The organism is Nocardioides bizhenqiangii (assembly GCF_034661235.1).
Classification (GTDB): Bacteria; Actinomycetota; Actinomycetes; order Propionibacteriales; family Nocardioidaceae; genus Nocardioides; species Nocardioides bizhenqiangii.
Genome location: NZ_CP141059.1, coordinates 1,705,775 through 1,724,501 on the forward strand (window position 1 = coordinate 1,705,775; position 18,727 = coordinate 1,724,501).

Below are 18,727 nucleotides of genomic sequence, written 5' to 3' on the forward strand. Positions count from 1 at the left end.
CGATGCTAGCCCCGATCGCTAGCCTGAGCAGGTGAGCACCCGCGCCGAGCAGTACGTCGCCGACGTGCTCCGACGCGAGCAGCTCTCGCCCCACCTCGTGCGGCTCACTCTCGGCGGCCCCGGCCTCCTCGGCTTCGCGTCGACCGGGATCCCGGACGAGTGGGTCGGCCTGGTCGTGCCCGGCCAGTTCCAGAGCCGCTACTACACCGTGCGGGCCTGGGACCGTTCGACAGGCTCAGGAGGGACCGGCGCCGAGCTGGTCCTCGACGTCGTCGTCCACGACGTGGGGCTGGTGACGGAATGGGCCCGGGGCGAGTGCGTCGGTGACCAGGTGACCATCACCGAGCCCAAGGGCTCCTTCGCGATGCCGGACGGCGCCGCATGGCTGCTGCTCGTCGGTGATCTCACCGCGCTGCCGGCGATGGCCCGGATCGCGGAGACCCACGCCGGTGCGGTGCCGACCCGGATCTGGGCCGAGGTGGCCGACGTTCCGGAGCTCGAGGGCTACCTGCCGGGTGCCGCCGACGTGACCTGGCTGCCGTCGGACGGATCCAGCCGACTGGCAACGGTGGTCGAGGAGATCGACTGGCCCGAGGGCGACGGCTACTTCTGGATGGCGGGGGAGTCCGCGCAGATGCGGGCGATCCGGAAGTTCCTGATGCGGGAGCGACGGCTACCGTCGACGGCGTACGACGTGATGGGCTATTGGCGCGCCGTCACCGCCCGGCAACCCCGGCCCGTCGACCCGGGACCGATCTGGCGCGCTGGCAAGGCCGCCGGCAAGTCCGACGACGAGATCTGGGCCGACTACGACCGGGCCAGCCAGGAGCAGGTGCAGTAATGAGCCGCGAGTTCGACCACGAGAACGACGACCTCGACGACGAGCGCGACGACGAGCTCGACCCTGGCCCGGCCGGGATGCCGGCGCCGGCGCCGCCGACGTTCAGGGCGACCGAGGGGTTCCGGAGCGGTTTTGCCTGCTTCGTGGGCCGTCCCAACGCGGGCAAGTCGACGCTCACCAACGCCGTCGTGGGCCAGAAGATCGTCATCACCTCCGACAAGCCGCAGACCACCCGCACGGTCGTTCGCGGCATCGTGCACCGCGAGGACGGCCAACTGGTGCTGGTCGACACCCCCGGGCTGCACAAGCCACGCACGCTGTTGGGGGAGCGCCTCAACGACCTGGTGATGGCGACCTGGTCAGAGGTCGACGTGGTTGCGGTCTGTTTCCCGAGCGACGAGAAGATCGGCCCGGGCGACAGGTTCCTGGTCAACGAGCTGGCCAAGGTCCGCCGTACGACGAAGATCGCGGTCGCCACCAAGACCGACCTCGCCGACCCCGAGCGGATCGCGAGCCACCTCGTGGACATCGCCGAGCTCGGTCGCGAGACGGGCACCGAGTGGGCGGAGATCGTGCCGGTCTCCGCAGTGGCTGGCGACCAGGTCGACCTGCTGGCGCAGCTCCTCGTCGGGCTGATGCCGGAGGGTCCCGCCCTCTACCCCGACGGCGACCTCACCGACGCCCCCGAGGAGGTGCTCGCCGCGGAGCTGATCCGTGAGGCCGCGCTCGACGGCGTCCACGACGAGCTGCCCCACTCGATCGCCGTCGTGGTCGACGAGATGGGGCTGCGCGAGGGGCGGCCCGACGACAAGCCGTTGCTCGACATCTACGCCAACCTCTATGTCGAACGCGACTCGCAGAAGGGCATCGTCATCGGCAAGAAGGGCGCGCGGCTCCGCCAGGTCGGCACCGTCGCCCGCAAGCAGATCGAGTCACTGCTCGGCACTCCCGTCTACCTCGACCTCCACGTCAAGGTCGCCAAGGACTGGCAGCGGGACCCACGTCAGCTGCGGAAGCTGGGGTTCTGACCGCGACCCCCCGTGGGTTCCCGCGCCGCCCGCGCAAGCGAGGGCACGGCAGCAGCCCGTTGGTCGAGTAGCCCGAGCCGCTGGGCGAGGGCGTATCGAGACCCGGTGACTGTGACGAATTCCCTGTCCACAGGCGGGTTCTGAGACATCTCGAAGTGTCGGAGGTGCATTGTTGGATAGGTGTCATGGATCTCGGGAGCGACTCACTCGGTGACCTCGACGCGGCGGCCACGCTGGCGCTCGCCGAGCGCGACGTGCCGACCCGGCGCCAACAGGCGGTGGACCGGCTGCTGCTGCTGCAGCACTGGGCCGTCCTGCATGCGGAGGACCCGCAAGCCCGGCCGGGTGCGGTGCCGGTGAGCAGGGGTGGTGACCGGCTGGTCCGGCTGGGCGGGGAGGGCACGCCGTTGGCGTCGGAGCTGTGCTGGGCCGAGCTCGCGATAGCGTTCGAGACCGGTGCGATCGCGCTGCGGAACCAGGCCGGGCAGGCGTTGGACCTGCGGCACCGGCTCCCTTTGTTGTGGGCATTGGTCCAGGAGCTGCGGGTCGAGCCGTGGGTGGGCCAGAAGGTCGCGGCGATGACCCGCGGACTGACCCGGGAGCAGGCAGCGGTCGTCGACGCAGCGGTCGCCGACGCCGCAGCGGAGTCCCCGGGGCGGCTGTTGGCGATCGCGGAGGCCAAGACCATCGAGGCCGACCTGGAGGGCTACCGCGCCCGGCTGGCCGAGGAGGCGAAGCGGACCGGTGTGTGGGTCTCCCGGCCCAAGGCGGGGGACCTGGTGGACGCCGAGAAGGGTGAGCCGGGCACCGGTCGGATGTCGGCGAAGCTTCCCCTCACCGAGGTGGTCGAGGGCGCTGCGATGGTCGACGACGTGGCCGAGGTCCTCGCCGTGCACGGCGACCACGACCCCCACGATCCGCCGACCAGGGACCAGCTCCGCGCCCAGGCGTTCGGGCTGCTGGTCACCGACCCACACGCCGCGGCCGCGTTGCTCGACCAGGCCGACGCCCCACCCTCCCCGGAGACCGAGGACCGCGAACCCGCACGGTGCCGAAGAGGAAGCGTCGCCCGGCCACCTTGTTGGTGCACCTCACCGACCGCGTCCTATCCGGACAAGAAGACGGGATCACCCGGGTGGAGGGCATCGGCCCGATGCTGCTGGAGCAGGTCGCAGACCTCCTCAAGCATCGTCAGATCACCGTGCAGCCGGTGATCGACCTCAACAGCGGTCACAGCGTCAACGGCTACGAACACCCCACCGCGGTCAAGCTCCGCACCCGGCTGCGCACCGTCTACGACGTCTTCCCGCACAGCACCAGCCGCGCCACCGCCCGGCTCGACCACGACCACCCCACGCCCTATGACCCCGACGGGCCGCCCGGCCAGACCGGCGACCACAACGACGCACCCCTGACCCGGTTCCACCACCGCGCCAAGACCCACGACCGCTACACCGTCGACCAGCTCGGCCTCGGCGCCTACCGCTGGGTCACCCGCCACGGCCTCGCCCGGGTGGTGACACCGCGGGGCACGAAGAAGGTCCAGCTCATCCGAGCACGCGACGGCACCATCACCGGCGAGATCTACCGAGACGCCCGCATCGACATCGACTACCGACCCCGACCCTGACCGCGGCCCGCCGATCGCTGAGCTCATGGAGCCGTGGATCGCATGACCGACGACGTAGTCCGCCGGACGTCTCGCCAGGCGGCGTAGGCCGCACGCCACCGGGGGGAGGTGGTGCTCTCACCGCGACGGCGGGCACGGAGGTCGTCTGCAAGCCATCGCGGGGCGCGTGCCTGCTCGATTGCCGCGGTCTTGGTCAGCAGCTCGCCGGTGGAGAGTGCATGCCTGCCCCGCGCCATTGCGGTCAGTCCGAGATCGACCATCACAGGGAGACGTAGGAACATCTGCGGCCGGCGAGCCGCGTATGACCAATAGCCGGCCAGCTCGGCGCGAGCGGCGCTCCGCACGTCGTCCGGCGTTACTGGTGGCAGCAACTCGTGGGGTGGCGGGCCGAGAACCGGGAACCCGTGCAGGACGAGCTCGGCGCGCGTCACCAGGGAGACGCTCCTCTCGACCATTTCGCCGTGCGTCCACGTGGGGTGCTTGATCGCGATGTGAAGGAGCCGCCCAGCGTCGGCGTACTGACAGCCGAGGTCCATCCCTCTGGCGAGGCCAGCGTCGAGCTCCTCGTGAATGCGCACGACCTGCTCCAGCGCATCGCCGACCACCGGTTCCGAGGTGACGGCGACGAGGTCAAGGTCGCTCACGCCCGGGACGTAGTCGCCAGTGGCGAGCGAGCCTCCCACCCAGAGTGCGTCCACGACGCCCGCCGCCTCAAGACGGCGCCCGAGCTCACGCAGGACGAAGTCGACGTTGGTCGGCACAGGCCGAACTCTGTCACCACAGAAGGTGCCGAGCGCTCGCTCCTCCTCGGTGTCGGACAGACGGGTGCCTCAGTCAGGGGCCCAGCACAGACCCCAGGTCTGGCCCATCTCCCACTGCTCCTCGGTGGGGTACTCATAGCCCCACTCGTAGTCCAGCGGGTCGTCGGCGACGTCGAGGCCGGCGTTCTCGCATGGTTCCGTGAGCCGGTCGCGGACGGTTTCCTCGCCGGGATAGCTGCCGGGCTCATAGGGCACGACCTGGATCGCCCGCCACGAGTGCTCCGCGGCGCAGATCACCCGCTCGAAGTCCTCGTCGTCGGGAGCAGCCGTGCCGCACATGGCGTAGCGGTCGCGCACCTCGTCTTCGTCCAGCGCACCCTGCAGGCTGCCATCGGGCTCGGCCAGCTCCATGTCGCCGGCGATGACGACCACGTCGCAGCGGTACCAGTCCGCGCCGCGGTCGGACTGGGCGAGGCTCGGGGTGAACCAGACGGGTCGGATCATGCTGAGCCGCAGGTCGGCCTGGTCGCCGCCGAGGAACGGCGCGAGCGCGTCCGGGCACCGGTCGGCGACCTGCTCCTGCACCCGGTCGGAGTCCACGGCCAGCAAGTGCCCGTCGACCACGGTGTCGAGGGTCCCGACGGCGTAGGTCTCCGACGTGTGCGGTCCGCCGCACGGCGTCGGCTTCCGGGTGGTGGTCGGAGCAAGAGCCTGGCGGAAGCTGAGGGCGTAGCAGGCACCTTCCTCGGGAGGACGGGGCGGCGTACCGGCCGTCGGCCGGGGAGCGGGCGCAGTCGTCGTGCCCGGCGCGGTCGGGTCCTCCTCGTCGGTGCCGGAGCACCCGGCGAACGCGGTCAGTCCGACGGCGACCGCCAGCAGGACAGCGGCGGCGCGACGTCGTACGACGCGCTCAGTCACTCGTCTTCGCCCAGCACACCGAGCGCCGGTTGCCGGCCTGCCACTCGGCCTCGTGGAAGTGCGTGTAGGCGTACTCGAACGTCGCCGGGTAGTTGAGCCAGGCCTTGATCGAGTTGGCGCAGAACGCCTTGGTGCGGCTGGCCACGACCTCGTCGCCGGGGTACTTGTCCTCCGGCTCGCCCAGCTTGATGGTGGTCGCCGCCCGCCAGTCGTGGTCCTGCGCGCACGGAACCTTCTCGGCCGCGGCCACCGTCTCGCCCACCGCGCAGATCAGCCACCTGTCGTCGGGGCGCCCGAGGAGGAGCCCCTTCGCCGTGGGTGGAAGCGGCCGGTACTCCTCGCTGGTCGCGCTGCCGCCGATCACGTCACAGCGGTACCAGCGGGCGCCGTCGTCCCACGCCTTCTGCGACGGTCGGAACCAGGCCCAGCTGACGATCGTGCGGAGCACCAGGCTCTCGTCGGACGCACCGAGGAACTTCTCGAACCTCTTCGTGCAGGTCCGGTAGGCGTACTCGCCGACCTCCTTGTCGTCGTACTCGACGTCCTCGAACTCGTCGGGGAGCTCGCCGATGGCGAACGTCTCGGCCGTGTGCTTGTCGTCGCAGTCGACCGTGCGGGTGGCGTTCGCGGGCTGCTCGACGTCCGCCGGCGTCAGCAGCCGGCACGCGCCGAGCTCGGGGATCTCGGTCGAGTCGACCTGGTCGGGATCGACGTTCTCGCCCTGCGGCTCGGAGGAGCAGCCGACGAGGACGAAGACCGCCGCGACGGCGGCAGCGACCGCTGCGCGAGCGTGCGGCATCGCCCATCCCCCTCGTGTCCCGGTGTACTTCAACTGCTGAGCAGTGCGGCGATCGTAGCGCCCAGCTCGTACGCCGCCGACCGCTCCTCCTCGCCCACCTCGCCGAGCACCGCGAGCACGTCGTACGACTGCTTCCAGCCGAGCGCGCCCACGATCGACTGCACCGCCCGGACACCGCCAGTGAGGTCGTAGCGCCCGTGCATCCAGAGCCCGTACGGACGGCCCGTGGTCGCGCCGCCTTCGCTGGCCGAGCCTGTCGAGACGTCCGCACGGCCGCTCGGGTCGAGCGCGCCACCGACACTGAGGAAGACGGTGTCGAAGAAGTGCTTGAGGGCCCCGCTCATGTACCCGAAGTTCACGGGCGACCCGAGCAGGTAGCCGTCGGCGTCGAGCACGTCGTCCGCGGTCGCTTCCAGTGCCGGCCGTACGACGACCTCGACCCCTTCGATCGCGTCGTCCTGCGCTCCCGCCAGCACCGACTCGAGCAAGGCCTGCGTCGAGCGGGTGGGCGAGTGGTGGACGACGAGCAGTCGGGCCATCCGGTCAGGCTATCCAGGGCGCGCCGACCGTCCGGCAGGTGCGCTAGAGTGACCTCGTCATGATGCGCGCGCTTCTCCTTGGTTGCCGCAGCGAGGTCCCAGCCGAAATGGCTCAGTAGCCGGACCCCCTCGCTGCGGGCGTTTGTGCGCGACCGGCGCCCATCCTTCGCCGATCTCCGAGGTAAGTCATGACCACGATTCCCCCGCAACAGCCCAGCGGGATGCCGTTCCACCGGTACACCGCGTTCGAGCCCGTCACCGTCCCGGACCGCACCTGGCCGGACCGCAAGATCACCCGCGCGCCGCGATGGTTGTCGACCGACCTGCGCGACGGCAACCAGGCGCTCATCGACCCGATGAGCCCCTCGCGCAAGATGAAGATGTTCGAGCTCCTCGTCCGGATGGGCTACAAGGAGATCGAGGTCGGCTTCCCGGCCGCGAGCCAGACCGACTTCGACTTCGTCCGCCAGCTCGTCCAGAGCGACAAGATCCCGGATGACGTACGCATCTCCGTGCTGACCCAGGCCCGCGAGGACCTGATCGAGCGGACCGTCGAGTCGCTGGTCGGAGCCGACAAGGCGACCGTGCACCTCTACAACGCGACCGCGCCGCTCTTCCAGCGGGTCGTCTTCGGCGTCTCCGAGGCCGAGTGCATCGCGATCGCGACGCGCGGCACCGAGTGGGTGATGAAGTACGCCGAGGGCCTGCTCGCCGGCACCGACTTCGGCTACCAGTACAGCCCCGAGATCTTCACCCAGACACCCACCGACTTCGCGCTCGAGGTGTGTGAGCGGGTCTCCGACGTCTGGCAGCCGGAGCCCGGCCGCGAGATCATCCTCAACCTGCCGGCGACGGTCGAGATGTCGACGCCCAACACCTACGCCGACCAGATCGAGTACTTCGGCCGCGGCCTGACCCGGCGCGACGTCACCGCGATCAGCCTGCACCCGCACAACGACAGGGGTACGGCGGTCGCCGCGACCGAGCTGGCACTGATGGCCGGCGCCGACCGGGTCGAGGGCTGTCTGTTCGGGCATGGCGAGCGCACCGGCAACGTCGACCTGGTGACGCTGGCGATGAACCTGTTCAGCCAGGGCATCGACCCGCAGGTGGACCTCTCGGACATCGACGAGGTCCGGCGCACCGTGGAGTACTGCACCCAGCTGCCCGTCCACCCGCGCCACCCCTACGCCGGCGACCTCGTCTACACGGCGTTCTCCGGGTCCCACCAGGACGCCATCAAGAAGGGCCTCGAGGACCTCGACCGGATCGCGGCCGAGGTCGGCCGGCCGGTCAGCGAGATCCCGTGGGAGGCGCCGTACCTCCCGATCGACCCGAAGGACGTCGGCCGCACCTACGAGGCCGTGATCCGCGTCAACAGCCAGTCCGGCAAGGGTGGTGTCGCCTACGTGCTCAAGGCCGAGCACAGCCTCGACCTGCCACGGCGGGCGCAGATCGAGTTCAGCCGGGTGATCCAGCAGCACACCGACACCCAGGGCGGCGAGGTGACACCGGAGGAGATCTGGTCGATCTTCCGCGCCGAGTACCTCGACCGCGACCAGCCCTACGCCCTCGAGCGGTGGACGTCCGTCACCGACGCCGAGGGCGACGACCAGCAGGAGGTACACCTCGTCGTCCGCGGTGAGGAGCGCACCTTCTCCGGCATGGGCAACGGCCCGGTCGCGGCGTTCGTCGACGGCATGCGACAGGCAGGTGCCGACATCCGCGTGCTCGACTACGCCGAGCACGCCCTCTCCTCGGGCGGCGACGCGGTCGCGGCGGCGTACGTCGAGTGCGAGATCGCCGGCGAGATCGTCTGGGGCATCGGCATCCACCACAACATCGTCACCGCGTCCCTGCGTGCGGTGGTGTGTGCCGCCAACCGGGCACAGGCGGAGACCATCCCCCAGGTCGGCTGAGCGGCCTGTCAGGATGGAGGTGTGAGCGAACGACACCTCGCGTCCGAGCGGGTCGGACAGTTCTTCGTCGAGACCGACAGCGGTCGCGACCGGCTGGAGTACACCGAGTACGGCACCGGCGACAAGTGGGTCGTGCTGCTGCCCGGGCTGTTGATGCCGCGGCGCATGCACGACCACCTCGCCCGGACGCTGGCGTCCGCCGGGGCCCACGTGGTCACCCTCGACTTCCTCGGGCACGGACGCTCGGACCAGCCGGACGACCCGTTCGGCTACTCCGTGTCGTCGTTCGCCCGACAGGTCGTCGCGCTGCTCGACGAGCTCGGAGCGGCGCAGGCGGTGGTCGGCGGCACGTCGCTCGGGGCCAACGTCGCACTCGAGGTGGCGGCGATCGCCCCTGACCGGGTGCGCGGCCTGATCCTCGAGATGCCGGTGCTCGACAACGCGCTCGAGGTGGCGATCGTGGCGTTCGCGCCGCTGCTGCTCGGCGCTCGGGTGTTCCCGTTCGCGTTCTCGGGCATCCGGTTCCTCAGTCGCCGGGTACCGCGCGGGGTCGTGCCGTGGTGGCTCGGCATCGGCCTCGACACGGTCGACCACAAGCCCGGCCCGCTGGCGTCGTACGTCCACGGCCTCTTCTTCGGCCGGGTGGCGCCGCCGCGTGCCGAGCGCCGCCGGATCACCGCGCCGGCCCTCGTCGTCGGTCACCCGCGCGACCTGCTGCACCCCGCCTCCGACGCGGCGATGGTGGCCGACGAGCTGCCCAACGCGACCCTCGTGACGGCAACCTCGATCCTCGAGTGGCGGCGCAAGCCCGAGCGACTCGACCTGGTGACGACCAAGTTCGTGCTCGACAGCTGGCGGCCGGCGCGCCGCGCGCGGCGGACCGGCGCCTGATCAGAGCCGACGCACGATCGCGAGCGTCTCCTCCACGACCTGCTCGAGCGGTCGGTCGACGTCGACGACCTCGCCGTCCTCGTCCGGCTCCAGATCCTCGAGCGTCTCGAGCTGCGAGTCGAGGAGCGATGCCGGCATGAAGTGGTCGCGCGCTTCGATCCGTTCGGTCAGGACGTCCGCGGAGCCGACGAGGTGGATGAAGAACGTCGACTCCGGGACGCCGCCGCGGAGCGTGTCGCGATAGGGCCGGCGCAGGGCGGAGCAGGTGAGCACCGTGTCGTGCCCTGCCTCGTGCTGCTCCCGCGTCCACTGGGCGAGGGCCTCGAGCCACGGCGTCCGGTCGTCATCGTCGAGGGCTATCCCAGCGCTCATCTTCTCGATGTTGGCCTCTGGGTGGTAGTCGTCGCCCTCGGCCATCACCAGGTCGAGCTCGGCCGCGAGCGCCTGCGCCACCGTCGACTTGCCGGTGCCGGTCACGCCCATCACCACGATGTGCAGGTGCTGCGAGTCGCTCACTGTGGACGCACCTAGACCCCGACCGCGCCGGCCACGCCCCAGAGCACGACCGCGACCGCGAACGCGGTGAGGCCGATCGTCGTCTCCATCACCGTCCAGGTGCGTAGTGTCTGCTTCTCGTCCATCTGGAAGAACCTGCTGACCAGCCAGAAGCCGGAGTCGTTCACGTGCGAGAGCACGGTCGCGCCGGCCGCGATCGCGACCACGAGAAGGGCGATCCGGAAGTCACCGAAGCCCTCCTCGGCGACAGGAGCGGCGATCACGCCGGCGGTGGTGGTGAGCGCGACCGTCGCCGATCCCTGAGCGACCCGCAGGGCGGTGGCGATGACGAACGCCTGGGCAAGCACCGGCATTCCGATGTCCTCCAACGACGTGGTCAGCGCCTCGCCGATCCCGCTGATGTAGAGCACGCCACCGAACATGCCGCCGGCGCCGGTGATCAGGATGATCGAGCAGATCGGCCCCAGCGCATCATCGAGGACCGAGGTCGTCTCCTCGTAAGTGCGCCCCCTCCGGCCGAGGACCACAATGGCGACGAGAAGGGTGATCAGCAACGCCACCGGCGTGTTGCCGACGAGCAGGAGGATCCCGGTGAGGGTGCTCTCGTCGAGTGTCCCCGACTCGATGAGTGTCGAGACGAGGGTGTTGAACGAGATGAGCACCATCGGCAGCAGCAGCAGGCCGAGGACCAGCGCGAAAGGCGGTGCGTCGGCGTCAGAACGCTCCTGGTGCTCCTCGCCGCCGTTCTCCTCGCCGAACAGGACGGTCGGTACGTCGACGTGCACCCGCCGACCCACCGCTTGGGAGAAGAGGTACGAGCCGAAGTACCACGCGATCACCGCGGTGGGGACGCCGACGAGGAGGATCACGCCGATGTCGCCCCCCAGGCTCACGCCGGCAGCCACCGGGCCCGGGTGCGGCGGCACGAGTGCGTGCATCGCTGCGAACCCGCCCGCTGCGGGGAACGCGTAGAGCAGCAGCGAACCGCCGAAGCGCCGGGCGACCGTGAAGATGATCGGCAGGAACACCACCAGGCCAGCGTCGAAGAAGATCGGGAAGCCGAAGAGCAGCGCGGCGACGCCCAAGGCGAACGGAGCCCGCTTCTCGCCGAAGCGAGAGATCAGGGTGTCGGCGAGCACCTGTGCGCCTCCGGTGACCTCGAGCAGTCGGCCGAGCATCACGCCGAAGCCGACCAGCAGCGCGACCTCGCCGAGGGTCTCGCTGAATCCGGCGAAGAGCGCGTCCGGTACGTCACCGATCGGGATCCCCGCCGCGACCGCGGTGATCACGCTCACGAGGACCAGGGAGATCATGGCGTGCAACCGCACGACCATGATCAGGATCAGGAGCAACGCGACCGCTGCGGCCGCGATGAGAAGCAGGGCGACGGAGCCGTAGGCCGGTTCGATCGGTTCCATGGCAAACCTTCCGAGTCAGGTTGGCGCTGGGAGCACAGCGTGCGGCAACTTTGCCTCTGGTGGCGACGGAGGGCAAGGGTCGCGGGGTCGAGCCGGAGCGTCGCCCCGGTTGTGCCCGCACGAGGGGCAGAATGGGACGGTGCCGCTCTACAGTGACGAGGCGATCGTCCTCCGTACCCACAAGCTGGGCGAGGCCGACCGCATCATCACGCTGCTCACCCGTCAGCACGGCCGCGTACGTGCGGTGGCGAAGGGCGTCCGTCGTACCACCTCGCGCTTCGGCTCCCGGCTCGAGCCGTTCACCCACGTCGACCTCCAGCTCGCCGAGGGACGCAACCTCGACACGATCACGCAGGCCGACACGCGGGGGGCGTACGCCGCCGCCGTCGGCGCCGACTACGAGCGCTACACGGCGGGCACCGCAATGCTCGAGACCGCCGAGCGGCTGGTGGTCGAGGAGCGTGAGCCGGCCGTCCAGCAGTTCCTGCTGCTGCTCGGTGCGCTGAAGGCGATGGCGTCGGGGGAGCGGCGGTCCGGGCACGTGCTCGACTCCTACCTGCTGCGCTCGCTGGCCGTTGCCGGCTACGCCCCGTCCTGTGTCGACTGCGCCCACTGCGGCCGCGCGCCCGGGCCGAGCTCCGACGGCGGGACAGGTAGCCACCGGTGGTTCAACCCGGCGATGGGCGGCGTGCTGTGCGCGACCTGCCGGATCCCGGGCTCCGCGAGCCCGGCACCCGAGACCCTCGCGCTGCTGGGCGGGCTGCTCGCGGGCGACTGGCCGGTCGTCGAGGCCGCCGAGCCCCGCCACCTCCGCGAGGCGAGCGGGCTGGTCGCGGCGTTCGTCCAGTGGCAGCTGGAGCGGGGCCTGAAGTCGCTGGCGTACGTCGAGCGCTGACGACTCCGGCAGCCCACTAGCCTTCATCCGTGCGCAGCACCCGCCGAACCGCCAACTCGCGACGCGAGCCGCGACCGCCGACGCCGCATCCCTCGGGCGCGCGACCGCCGGCGATCCCCGCGGAGCTGGTCCCGGAACACGTCGCGATCGTGATGGACGGCAACGGGCGGTGGGCAAAGGAGCGGGGGCTGCCGCGCACCAGGGGCCACGAGCAGGGTGAGCACTCGCTCTTCGACGTCGTCGAGGGTGCGATCGAGATCGGGGTGAAGGCGGTCTCGGCCTACGCGTTCTCCACCGAGAACTGGTCGCGGAGTCCGGACGAGGTCAAGTTCCTCATGGGGTTCAACCGCGACGTGATCCGCCGTCGTCGCGACGAGATGCACGAGCTGGGGGTGCGGGTGCGCTGGGCGGGCAGGGCACCGCGGCTGTGGAAGTCGGTGATCAAGGAGCTCCAGGTCGCCGAGGAGATGACCCAGCACAACGACGTCCTGACGCTGACCATGTGCGTCAACTACGGCGGCCGGTCCGAGCTCGGTGACGCCGCCCGGGCGCTGGCGAAGGACGTCGCGGCCGGCCGCGTCAACCCCGACAAGGTCACCGACGCCACGCTCGGTCGCTACCTCTACGTCCCCGAGCTGCCCGACGCCGACCTGATCTGGCGGACGTCGGGGGAGCAACGGCTCTCGAACTTCATGCTCTACCAGGCGGCGTACGCCGAGCTCGTCTTCACCGACGTGCTGTGGCCCGACGTCGACCGACGGTACCTGTGGCAGGCGCTCGACATCTACGCGCGGCGCGACCGGCGGTACGGCGGCGCCGAGGACGTCTAGGAGTGCGCTGAACAATCCGGCCGTCGCGAGCGGCGCATCCGCGGGATGCTCCGCAAGGCGCGGTCGCGACGGCGCTGTAGGCCCATCTCCGAGCGGCCGCAACGCCGCGGAGCGCCCGCGGGGCGTCGCGCAGCAGGTCGGATTGTTCAGCGGGCTCCTAGATCCGGCCCCCTCCCAACGGCTGTGCCGGACCCCGACCAAAGTTCGTTGTCCCGCGGGCCCTGAGCCGCATAGCGTCGGTCGCGTGGGCGAGGTCGTGATCCGGGCACGGGACCTGCGGATGCGGTACGGCACGAAGGACGTGCTCACTGGCGTCGACCTCGACCTGCGAGCAGGCGAGGTCGTCTGCCTGCTCGGGCCGAACGGCGCCGGGAAGACGACCACGATCGAGATCCTCGAAGGGTTCCGGATCCGCTCGGCGGGTGAGGTCGAGGTCCTCGGCCAGGACCCGGCCACGGCGAGCGAGGACTGGCGCGCTCGGACCGGCGTCGTCCTCCAGTCCTGGCGCGACCATCCGCGATGGACCCCTCGCCGGTTGCTCACCCAGCTCGGTGAGTACTACCGGCCGTACGCGACCCCCGACCGGCAGCGACCGCACGACATCGACGACCTGCTCGAGACTGTCGGGTTGAGCCAGCTCGCGGACCAGAAGATCAACACCCTGTCGGGAGGTCAGCGCCGCCGGCTCGACGTCGCGATCGGGATCGTCGGTCGCCCCGAGCTGCTGTTCCTCGACGAGCCGACGGCTGGGTTCGACCCGCAGGCTCGCCGCGAGTTCCACGAGCTGATCCGTCGCCTGTCCCAGGTCGACCGCACCACGATCCTGCTCACCACGCACGACCTGGACGAGGCCGAGCGGCTCGCGACCCGGGTCCTGGTGCTCGCCGGCGGCCGGATCGTCGCCGATGACACGGTCTCCGGGCTCGCGGACCGCGTCGAAGGGGAGACCGAGGTGCGGTGGCGCCAGGGGGGCACCGCCCACACCGAGCGCGTGCCCGACGGCACCGCATTCGTGCGCGAGCTGTTCGCCCGGTCGGGCGAGGAGGTCCACGACCTCGAGGTACGCCGTTCGAGCCTCGAGGACGCCTACCTCGCGCTCGTCCAGCAGCACGAGGCCGGGCACGAGGACGCCGCCGCCCGATTGTTCTCGGCCACGACAGCGGAGGTGGAGCCATGAGCCCGACCGTTCACGCCGTACGGATCGGTGTCCGCCGGGGGCTGCGGGAGTTCTGGCAGAGCGTGCGGAGCACCCAGGACCAGGGGTTCTACCTGTTCACCGGGATCCTCACGGTCGGCTACCTCTTCCTCCGTCGCAACACGGAGGTCGAGGGCACCGATCTGTTGCTCCCGTCGGTCGCCCTGCCGAGCCTGCTGGGCCTGCTGGTCGCGTTCGGCGTCGTGATCGGTCCCGCCTACGCGCTGGCGATGGAGAAGGAGGACGGGACCCTCCTGCGCCACAAGGCGGTGCCGCACGGGCTCAAGGGCTACTTCGCGGGGCAGCTGACCTTCCAGTCCCTCTCCCTCGTCCCGCAGATGCTCGTCATCCTGGTGCCGAGCTTCTTGCTGTTCGACGACCTGATGGCCGCGCCGTCAGGATGGCTCACGGTCGCGTGGGTGCTGGGACTCGGGATGATGGCAACGATGCCGATCGGCATGGCCATCGGCGCGCTGGTGCCGAGCAGCCAGAAGGTCGGCACCTGGGGGATGTTGCCGGTGATGGTGCTCGCCGGCACCTCCGGGATCTTCTACCCGGTGCAGCGGTTGTGGGACTGGGTGGAGGTCGTCGTCCAGGTCTTCCCGCTCTACTGGATCGGCCTCGGGATGCGCTCGGCGTTCCTGCCGGACTCGGCTGCGGCGGTCGAGGCCGGCGGCAGCTGGCGTACGCTCGAGACCGTCGCTGTTCTGGGCGTCTGGGCGGTCGCGGGTGCACTCGTGACACCGGTGCTCCTCCGCCGGATGGCCCGCCGCCAGACCGGGTCGCAGGTGGAGGCGGCCCGCGACGCGGCGGTGCAGTGGGTGAAGTGAGGGCTGGTCCGGAGGGATGAAACTCGGTCTCGGCCGGAACGAATCACCCCAGATCTCCGGACGGCGGGCGCCCGGTCGCCGTACGCTTCGCGCCATGCATCCCACCCGACTCGCTGGTCTGGTCGCGCTCGCTCTGGTCGGTCCTCTCTCGCTCGCCGGCTGTGGCGGAGATGACGACGACAGCGCATCCGACCCCGAGACCGTCGCCACCGTCACGGTGCCCCCGTCCCCGGCCGCATCCGAGACGACCACCACGACGGAGCCTCCGACGGAGTCGGTCACGACCGACACGACAGACACGACCGAGTCGATGACGATCGCCCCCACCGGCACCGTCGACGAGGAGGAGCTCGCGGGGGACATCGACAGCGCCGTGGCCATCACCGACGACTGGTGGCAGCGGCACTGGAAGGACTACTTCACCGGTCGTTACACACCGCCGAACGTCGTCGGCCTCTACGACGGCTACGACGAGGCGAGCGCGCCGACCTGCTTCGGTGAGTCGCTCCCGCCGGGCAACGCGTTCTACTGCCCGGACGGCGACTACGTCGCGTGGGACAAGACGCTGCTCGAGCTCGGCTACGAGATCGGTGATGCCTGGCCCTACCTGATCATCGCCCACGAATGGGGCCACGCGATCCAGGCCGACCTCTCGATGGAGCTGCAGTCCGAGAAGTACGAGCTGCAGGCCGACTGCCTCGCTGCCGCCGTGCTCTACGGACAGGAGGCTGACGGCAACCTGACCTTCGAGGACGGCGATGAGAAGGAGATCGTCGACGGCCTCAACTTCATCGCCGACGAGGTGCCGTGGGGCATGAGCGGCGACCACGGCGACTCGTTCCAGCGGATCGAGGCGTTCAACCTCGGTCGCACCGCCGGCGTGCCCGGCTGCCTCCCCGGCATGACCAACTGACCTGGAGCAACGCCGTCCAGCTCAGTGCTCGTCGTAGTGGGCACCGTGCTCGGCGTGTCGGTGCCCGTCGTGCACGTAGTCGATGTGGTCGTCGTGCGGGACCGCCAGGTGCCCGCAGTCCGGACCGTGCTGGTGCGGATGGGTCTCGGTCGGCTCGTGCTCGGTCGGGCCCGCGTCCGGGAAGGGAGCTCGCAGCCGGGCCCGGTGACGGGTCCACACGCCGACCGGCCACGCGACGACGTACCCGGCGAGCGCCAGCAGCACGATGGTCGGCCCGGGCATTGCGTTGACGTCGTAGGTCGACGCGACCGCCGCCAGCACCAGTCCGCCCACCGACGCCACGGTGCCGAGCACCATGGCGGCGGCGATGGTCGTACGGAACGATCGCGTGAGCTGCTGGGACGTGGCGACCGGCACCACCATCAGCGCTGAGACCAGCAGCAGGCCGACCGTCCGCATGGCCACCGTCACGCTGACGGCTGCGAGCACCGCGACCAGCACGTTGTAGAAGGAGACGCGGAGGCCGGCCACCCGGGCGAAGTCCTGGTCCTGAGCGACGGCGAACAGCTGTGGCGCCAGGCCGAGGCACAGCACGATCACCACGGCGGCCAGCACCATGGTCACGATGACGTCGTCCACCGAGATGGTCGTCAGCGAGCCGAAGAGGTAGCGCTGGAGGGTCGCGGTGCTGTTGCCGCCGATGCCGCTGATCAGGATGCCGCTGGCGAGACCGCCGTAGAAGAGCAGGGCCAGGGCAACGTCGCCGCTGGTCCGGCCGCGCTCCCGGATGATCTCGAGCAGGACTGCGCCGCCGATGGCGACGAGCACGGCGGTCCAGGTGGGCGAGGTGCCGGTCACAAGTCCGAGCGCGACGCCGGTGACGGCCACGTGGCCGATGCCGTCACCCATCAGCGCCAGCCGCCGCTGGACCAGGAACGTTCCCACCGCGGGAGCCGCGAGGCCGGTGAACAGCGCGGCGATGAGCGCCCGCTGCATGAATGGCTCCGAGAGCAGCTCGGCCGGGCTCATGTCGAGGATCCGTTCGGCCGGTCGAGCGGGGACGCGACCTGGGGGGTGTGGTCGTGAGGGGTCGTCGCGGCGTGGTGGTGGGTGTGCGGCTCGCCGAACCAGGGCTCGTGTGCCTCGTGGTCACCCAGTGGCTCGCCGTCGTAGATCACACGACCGTCGCGCATCACGACGGCCCGGTCGACGAGGGAGGCGAGCGGCCCCAGCTCATGGGTCACCAGCACGACGGTCGCCTGCCGCGCCTTGAGGGCGGCGAGCGCGCCCGCGAGCGCCTGCTGGTTCGGACGGTCGACGCCGGCCGTCGGTTCGTCGAGGAAGAACAGGTCCGGCTCGCCGGCGAGTGCGCGGGCGATGAGGACCCGCTGCTGCTGGCCGCCGGAGAGGTGGCTCACGGCGTCGCGCCCGCGATGCGCGAGGCCGACGATCTCGAGCGCCTCCTCGATCGCGGCGCGATCGGCGCGGGACAACGGCCGGAGCAGCTTGCGTCGGGTCAGTCGGCCGGCGGCGACGACCTCCCAGACCGAGGCCGGCACTCCGGAAGCCGCGGTCGCGCGCTGTGGCACGAAGCCGATCCGCTGCCACGAGCCGAAGGCGCTCAGCGGCGTGCCGTAGATCCGGACCTCGCCGCTGCTCAGCGGCCAGAGGCCCAGCAGGGCGCGGACCAACGTGGACTTGCCGGACCCGTTGGCCCCCATCAGGGCGAGGAAGTCGCCCACCTCGACCGTCAGGTCGATCCCGCGGAGCACCGGACGGCCGCCGATCTCGACCGCGCCGTCGGCGATCGATACGGCTGCCGTCCTCGAGTCGGGCGTCACGTGCATTCGTTGGCTTTGCGGATCGCCTCGAGATTGTTCTGCATCAGTGAAAGGTAGTCCTCGTCCGAGGACGCGTCTGCCAGACCCTCGATCGGGTCGAGCGTCGCGGTGGTGAGGTCGAGGTCGGAGGCGAGACCCTCGACCAGGTCCGGCTCGAGCGGCTCGCTGAACACGGTCGTGATCCCTTCCTTCCTGATGAGCTCCTGCAGCTCGCCGATCACTGCGGGCGACGGCTCGGCGTCGGGGGAGAGGCCGACCAGTGGTGCGATGTGCACCCCGTACTTCTCGAGGTAGCCGAACGCGTCGTGCGACACGACGATGGTGTCCCGCTCGCATGCGGCGAGACCGCTGGTGAACTGACTGTCGAGCCCCTCGAGCTCGCTGCGGAGGTCGGTCGCGTTCGCCCGGTAGTCGTCGGCGTGGTCGGGGTCGATCTCGGCGAGCTCGTCGGCGACGGCGTCGGCGAGGTCGGCCACCCGCAGCGGGTCCTGCCAGAAGTGCGGGTCGGTGTCGCCGTGGTCGTGCTCCTCCTCGCCCTCGTGCTCGGCGTGCTCCTCGTGCGACTCCTCGGCTGCGACCAGGTCGACGACGTCGGCAGCGTCGAGTGCAACACCCTCGGCGTTCTGCTCGACGGCGTCATCCACGGCGGGCTGGAAGCCATGCTCGAACACGACCAGGTCAGCGCCTGCGATCTCGGCGGTCTCGTTGACGTTGAGCTCGAGGTCGTGCGGCTCGGTCCCGGGCTGGGTCAGCAGCTCCACGTCCGCGTTGTCGCCGGCAACCCGCTCAGCGACGTACGCAAGGGGATAGAACGCGGCCGCAACGGTCACGCCGTCCTCCGCGCTGGCGCCGCCCTCGTCGAACGCGGAGCAGCCGGCACCGGTCAGGGCGAGGACGGTCAGGGCAGGCAGGAGTACTCTGGAGCGCATGAGAATCATTCTCAACTCCGGATCCGGTTGCGTC

General features: G+C 70.4%; 20 protein-coding genes. 11 read left to right on the forward strand and 9 right to left on the reverse strand.

Going from position 1 to position 18,727, the window contains the following annotated elements; translation table 11 throughout:
• The first annotated feature begins 31 nt into the window (after positions 1-31).
• From SHK19_RS08310 to SHK19_RS08325, 4 genes are all read left to right on the forward strand, one after another.
• Entirely contained in the window at positions 32-841 is an 810-nt protein-coding gene (locus SHK19_RS08310) for a siderophore-interacting protein (RefSeq protein WP_322938361.1), read from the forward strand.
• A gap of 77 nt (positions 842-918) precedes the next feature.
• Positions 919-1,869, forward strand: coding sequence for a GTPase Era (gene era, locus SHK19_RS08315; protein WP_322938681.1), 951 nt, complete (start codon positions 919-921; stop codon positions 1,867-1,869).
• Between the two features lie 185 nt (positions 1,870-2,054).
• A complete protein-coding gene (locus SHK19_RS08320; protein WP_322938362.1) occupies positions 2,055-3,083 on the forward strand; it encodes a hypothetical protein in 1,029 nt (342 codons plus the stop codon).
• On the forward strand, positions 3,023-3,499 hold the full coding sequence (locus tag SHK19_RS08325; protein ID WP_322938363.1) for a hypothetical protein: 477 nt from the start codon (positions 3,023-3,025) through the stop codon (positions 3,497-3,499). Before SHK19_RS08320 ends, SHK19_RS08325 begins: the two co-directional genes overlap by 61 nt.
• A gap of 23 nt (positions 3,500-3,522) precedes the next feature.
• Here SHK19_RS08325 and SHK19_RS08330 read toward each other — a convergent pair whose 3' ends face one another.
• From SHK19_RS08330 to SHK19_RS08345, 4 genes are all read right to left on the reverse strand, one after another.
• Entirely contained in the window at positions 3,523-4,260 is a 738-nt protein-coding gene (locus tag SHK19_RS08330; protein ID WP_322938364.1) for a nucleotidyltransferase domain-containing protein, read from the reverse strand.
• A gap of 69 nt (positions 4,261-4,329) precedes the next feature.
• Complete coding sequence (locus tag SHK19_RS08335) at positions 4,330-5,178, reverse strand: septum formation family protein (RefSeq protein ID WP_322458114.1); 849 nt, start codon at positions 5,176-5,178, stop codon at positions 4,330-4,332.
• Positions 5,171-5,977, reverse strand: a complete 807-nt coding sequence (locus tag SHK19_RS08340) for a septum formation family protein (RefSeq protein WP_322938365.1) — start codon at positions 5,975-5,977, stop codon at positions 5,171-5,173. The genes SHK19_RS08335 and SHK19_RS08340 overlap by 8 nt, the downstream gene beginning before the upstream one ends.
• A gap of 29 nt (positions 5,978-6,006) precedes the next feature.
• The gene (locus SHK19_RS08345; protein WP_322458116.1) at positions 6,007-6,516 is read right to left on the reverse strand and encodes a flavodoxin family protein; all 510 of its coding nucleotides are present in this window, start codon (positions 6,514-6,516) and stop codon (positions 6,007-6,009) included.
• Positions 6,517-6,704: 188 nt separating this feature from the next.
• Between SHK19_RS08345 and leuA the strand changes: the two genes are divergently transcribed.
• Positions 6,705-8,435, forward strand: a complete 1,731-nt coding sequence (gene leuA, locus SHK19_RS08350; protein ID WP_322938366.1) for a 2-isopropylmalate synthase — start codon at positions 6,705-6,707, stop codon at positions 8,433-8,435.
• 21 nt (positions 8,436-8,456) lie between these two features.
• Complete coding sequence (locus SHK19_RS08355) at positions 8,457-9,326, forward strand: alpha/beta fold hydrolase (protein ID WP_322938367.1); 870 nt, start codon at positions 8,457-8,459, stop codon at positions 9,324-9,326.
• On the opposite strand, the gene SHK19_RS08360 is transcribed toward SHK19_RS08355, so the two are convergent.
• Positions 9,327-9,842, reverse strand: coding sequence for a gluconokinase (locus SHK19_RS08360; RefSeq protein ID WP_322458119.1), 516 nt, complete (start codon positions 9,840-9,842; stop codon positions 9,327-9,329). It abuts the gene before it with no gap.
• A gap of 11 nt (positions 9,843-9,853) precedes the next feature.
• Positions 9,854-11,260 (reverse strand): GntP family permease, encoded by a 1,407-nt coding sequence (locus tag SHK19_RS08365; RefSeq protein ID WP_322938368.1) that lies wholly within the window; start codon positions 11,258-11,260, stop codon positions 9,854-9,856.
• Positions 11,261-11,399: 139 nt separating this feature from the next.
• Here SHK19_RS08365 and recO point away from each other — a divergent pair, with 139 nt between their 5' ends.
• The 5 genes from recO to SHK19_RS08390 all read left to right on the forward strand — a co-directional run bounded on the left by recO (position 11,400) and on the right by SHK19_RS08390 (position 15,923).
• On the forward strand, positions 11,400-12,155 hold the full coding sequence (gene recO, locus SHK19_RS08370) for a DNA repair protein RecO (RefSeq protein ID WP_322458121.1): 756 nt from the start codon (positions 11,400-11,402) through the stop codon (positions 12,153-12,155).
• 29 nt (positions 12,156-12,184) lie between these two features.
• Positions 12,185-12,985 carry an isoprenyl transferase gene (locus tag SHK19_RS08375; protein WP_322938369.1) on the forward strand — a complete coding sequence of 267 codons (801 nt, stop codon included), beginning with the start codon at positions 12,185-12,187 and terminating at the stop codon, positions 12,983-12,985.
• A gap of 244 nt (positions 12,986-13,229) precedes the next feature.
• Positions 13,230-14,162 carry an ABC transporter ATP-binding protein gene (locus SHK19_RS08380; RefSeq protein ID WP_322938370.1) on the forward strand — a complete coding sequence of 311 codons (933 nt, stop codon included), beginning with the start codon at positions 13,230-13,232 and terminating at the stop codon, positions 14,160-14,162.
• Positions 14,159-15,010: an ABC transporter permease gene (locus SHK19_RS08385; RefSeq protein ID WP_322938371.1), complete on the forward strand. Its 852-nt coding sequence runs from the start codon at positions 14,159-14,161 to the stop codon at positions 15,008-15,010. Before SHK19_RS08380 ends, SHK19_RS08385 begins: the two co-directional genes overlap by 4 nt.
• Positions 15,011-15,104: 94 nt before the next feature.
• Positions 15,105-15,923 (forward strand): neutral zinc metallopeptidase, encoded by an 819-nt coding sequence (locus SHK19_RS08390; protein ID WP_322458125.1) that lies wholly within the window; start codon positions 15,105-15,107, stop codon positions 15,921-15,923.
• Between the two features lie 21 nt (positions 15,924-15,944).
• Here SHK19_RS08390 and SHK19_RS08395 read toward each other — a convergent pair whose 3' ends face one another.
• The 3 genes from SHK19_RS08395 to SHK19_RS08405 are packed head-to-tail and all read right to left on the reverse strand — an operon-like array spanning position 15,945 to position 18,693.
• Positions 15,945-16,952, reverse strand: coding sequence for a metal ABC transporter permease (locus tag SHK19_RS08395; RefSeq protein ID WP_322458126.1), 1,008 nt, complete (start codon positions 16,950-16,952; stop codon positions 15,945-15,947).
• Entirely contained in the window at positions 16,949-17,764 is an 816-nt protein-coding gene (locus tag SHK19_RS08400) for a metal ABC transporter ATP-binding protein (RefSeq protein ID WP_322458127.1), read from the reverse strand. Before SHK19_RS08400 ends, SHK19_RS08395 begins: the two co-directional genes overlap by 4 nt.
• Positions 17,761-18,693 carry a metal ABC transporter substrate-binding protein gene (locus SHK19_RS08405; RefSeq protein WP_322458128.1) on the reverse strand — a complete coding sequence of 311 codons (933 nt, stop codon included), beginning with the start codon at positions 18,691-18,693 and terminating at the stop codon, positions 17,761-17,763. The genes SHK19_RS08400 and SHK19_RS08405 overlap by 4 nt, the downstream gene beginning before the upstream one ends.
• Positions 18,694-18,727: the final 34 nt, after the last annotated feature.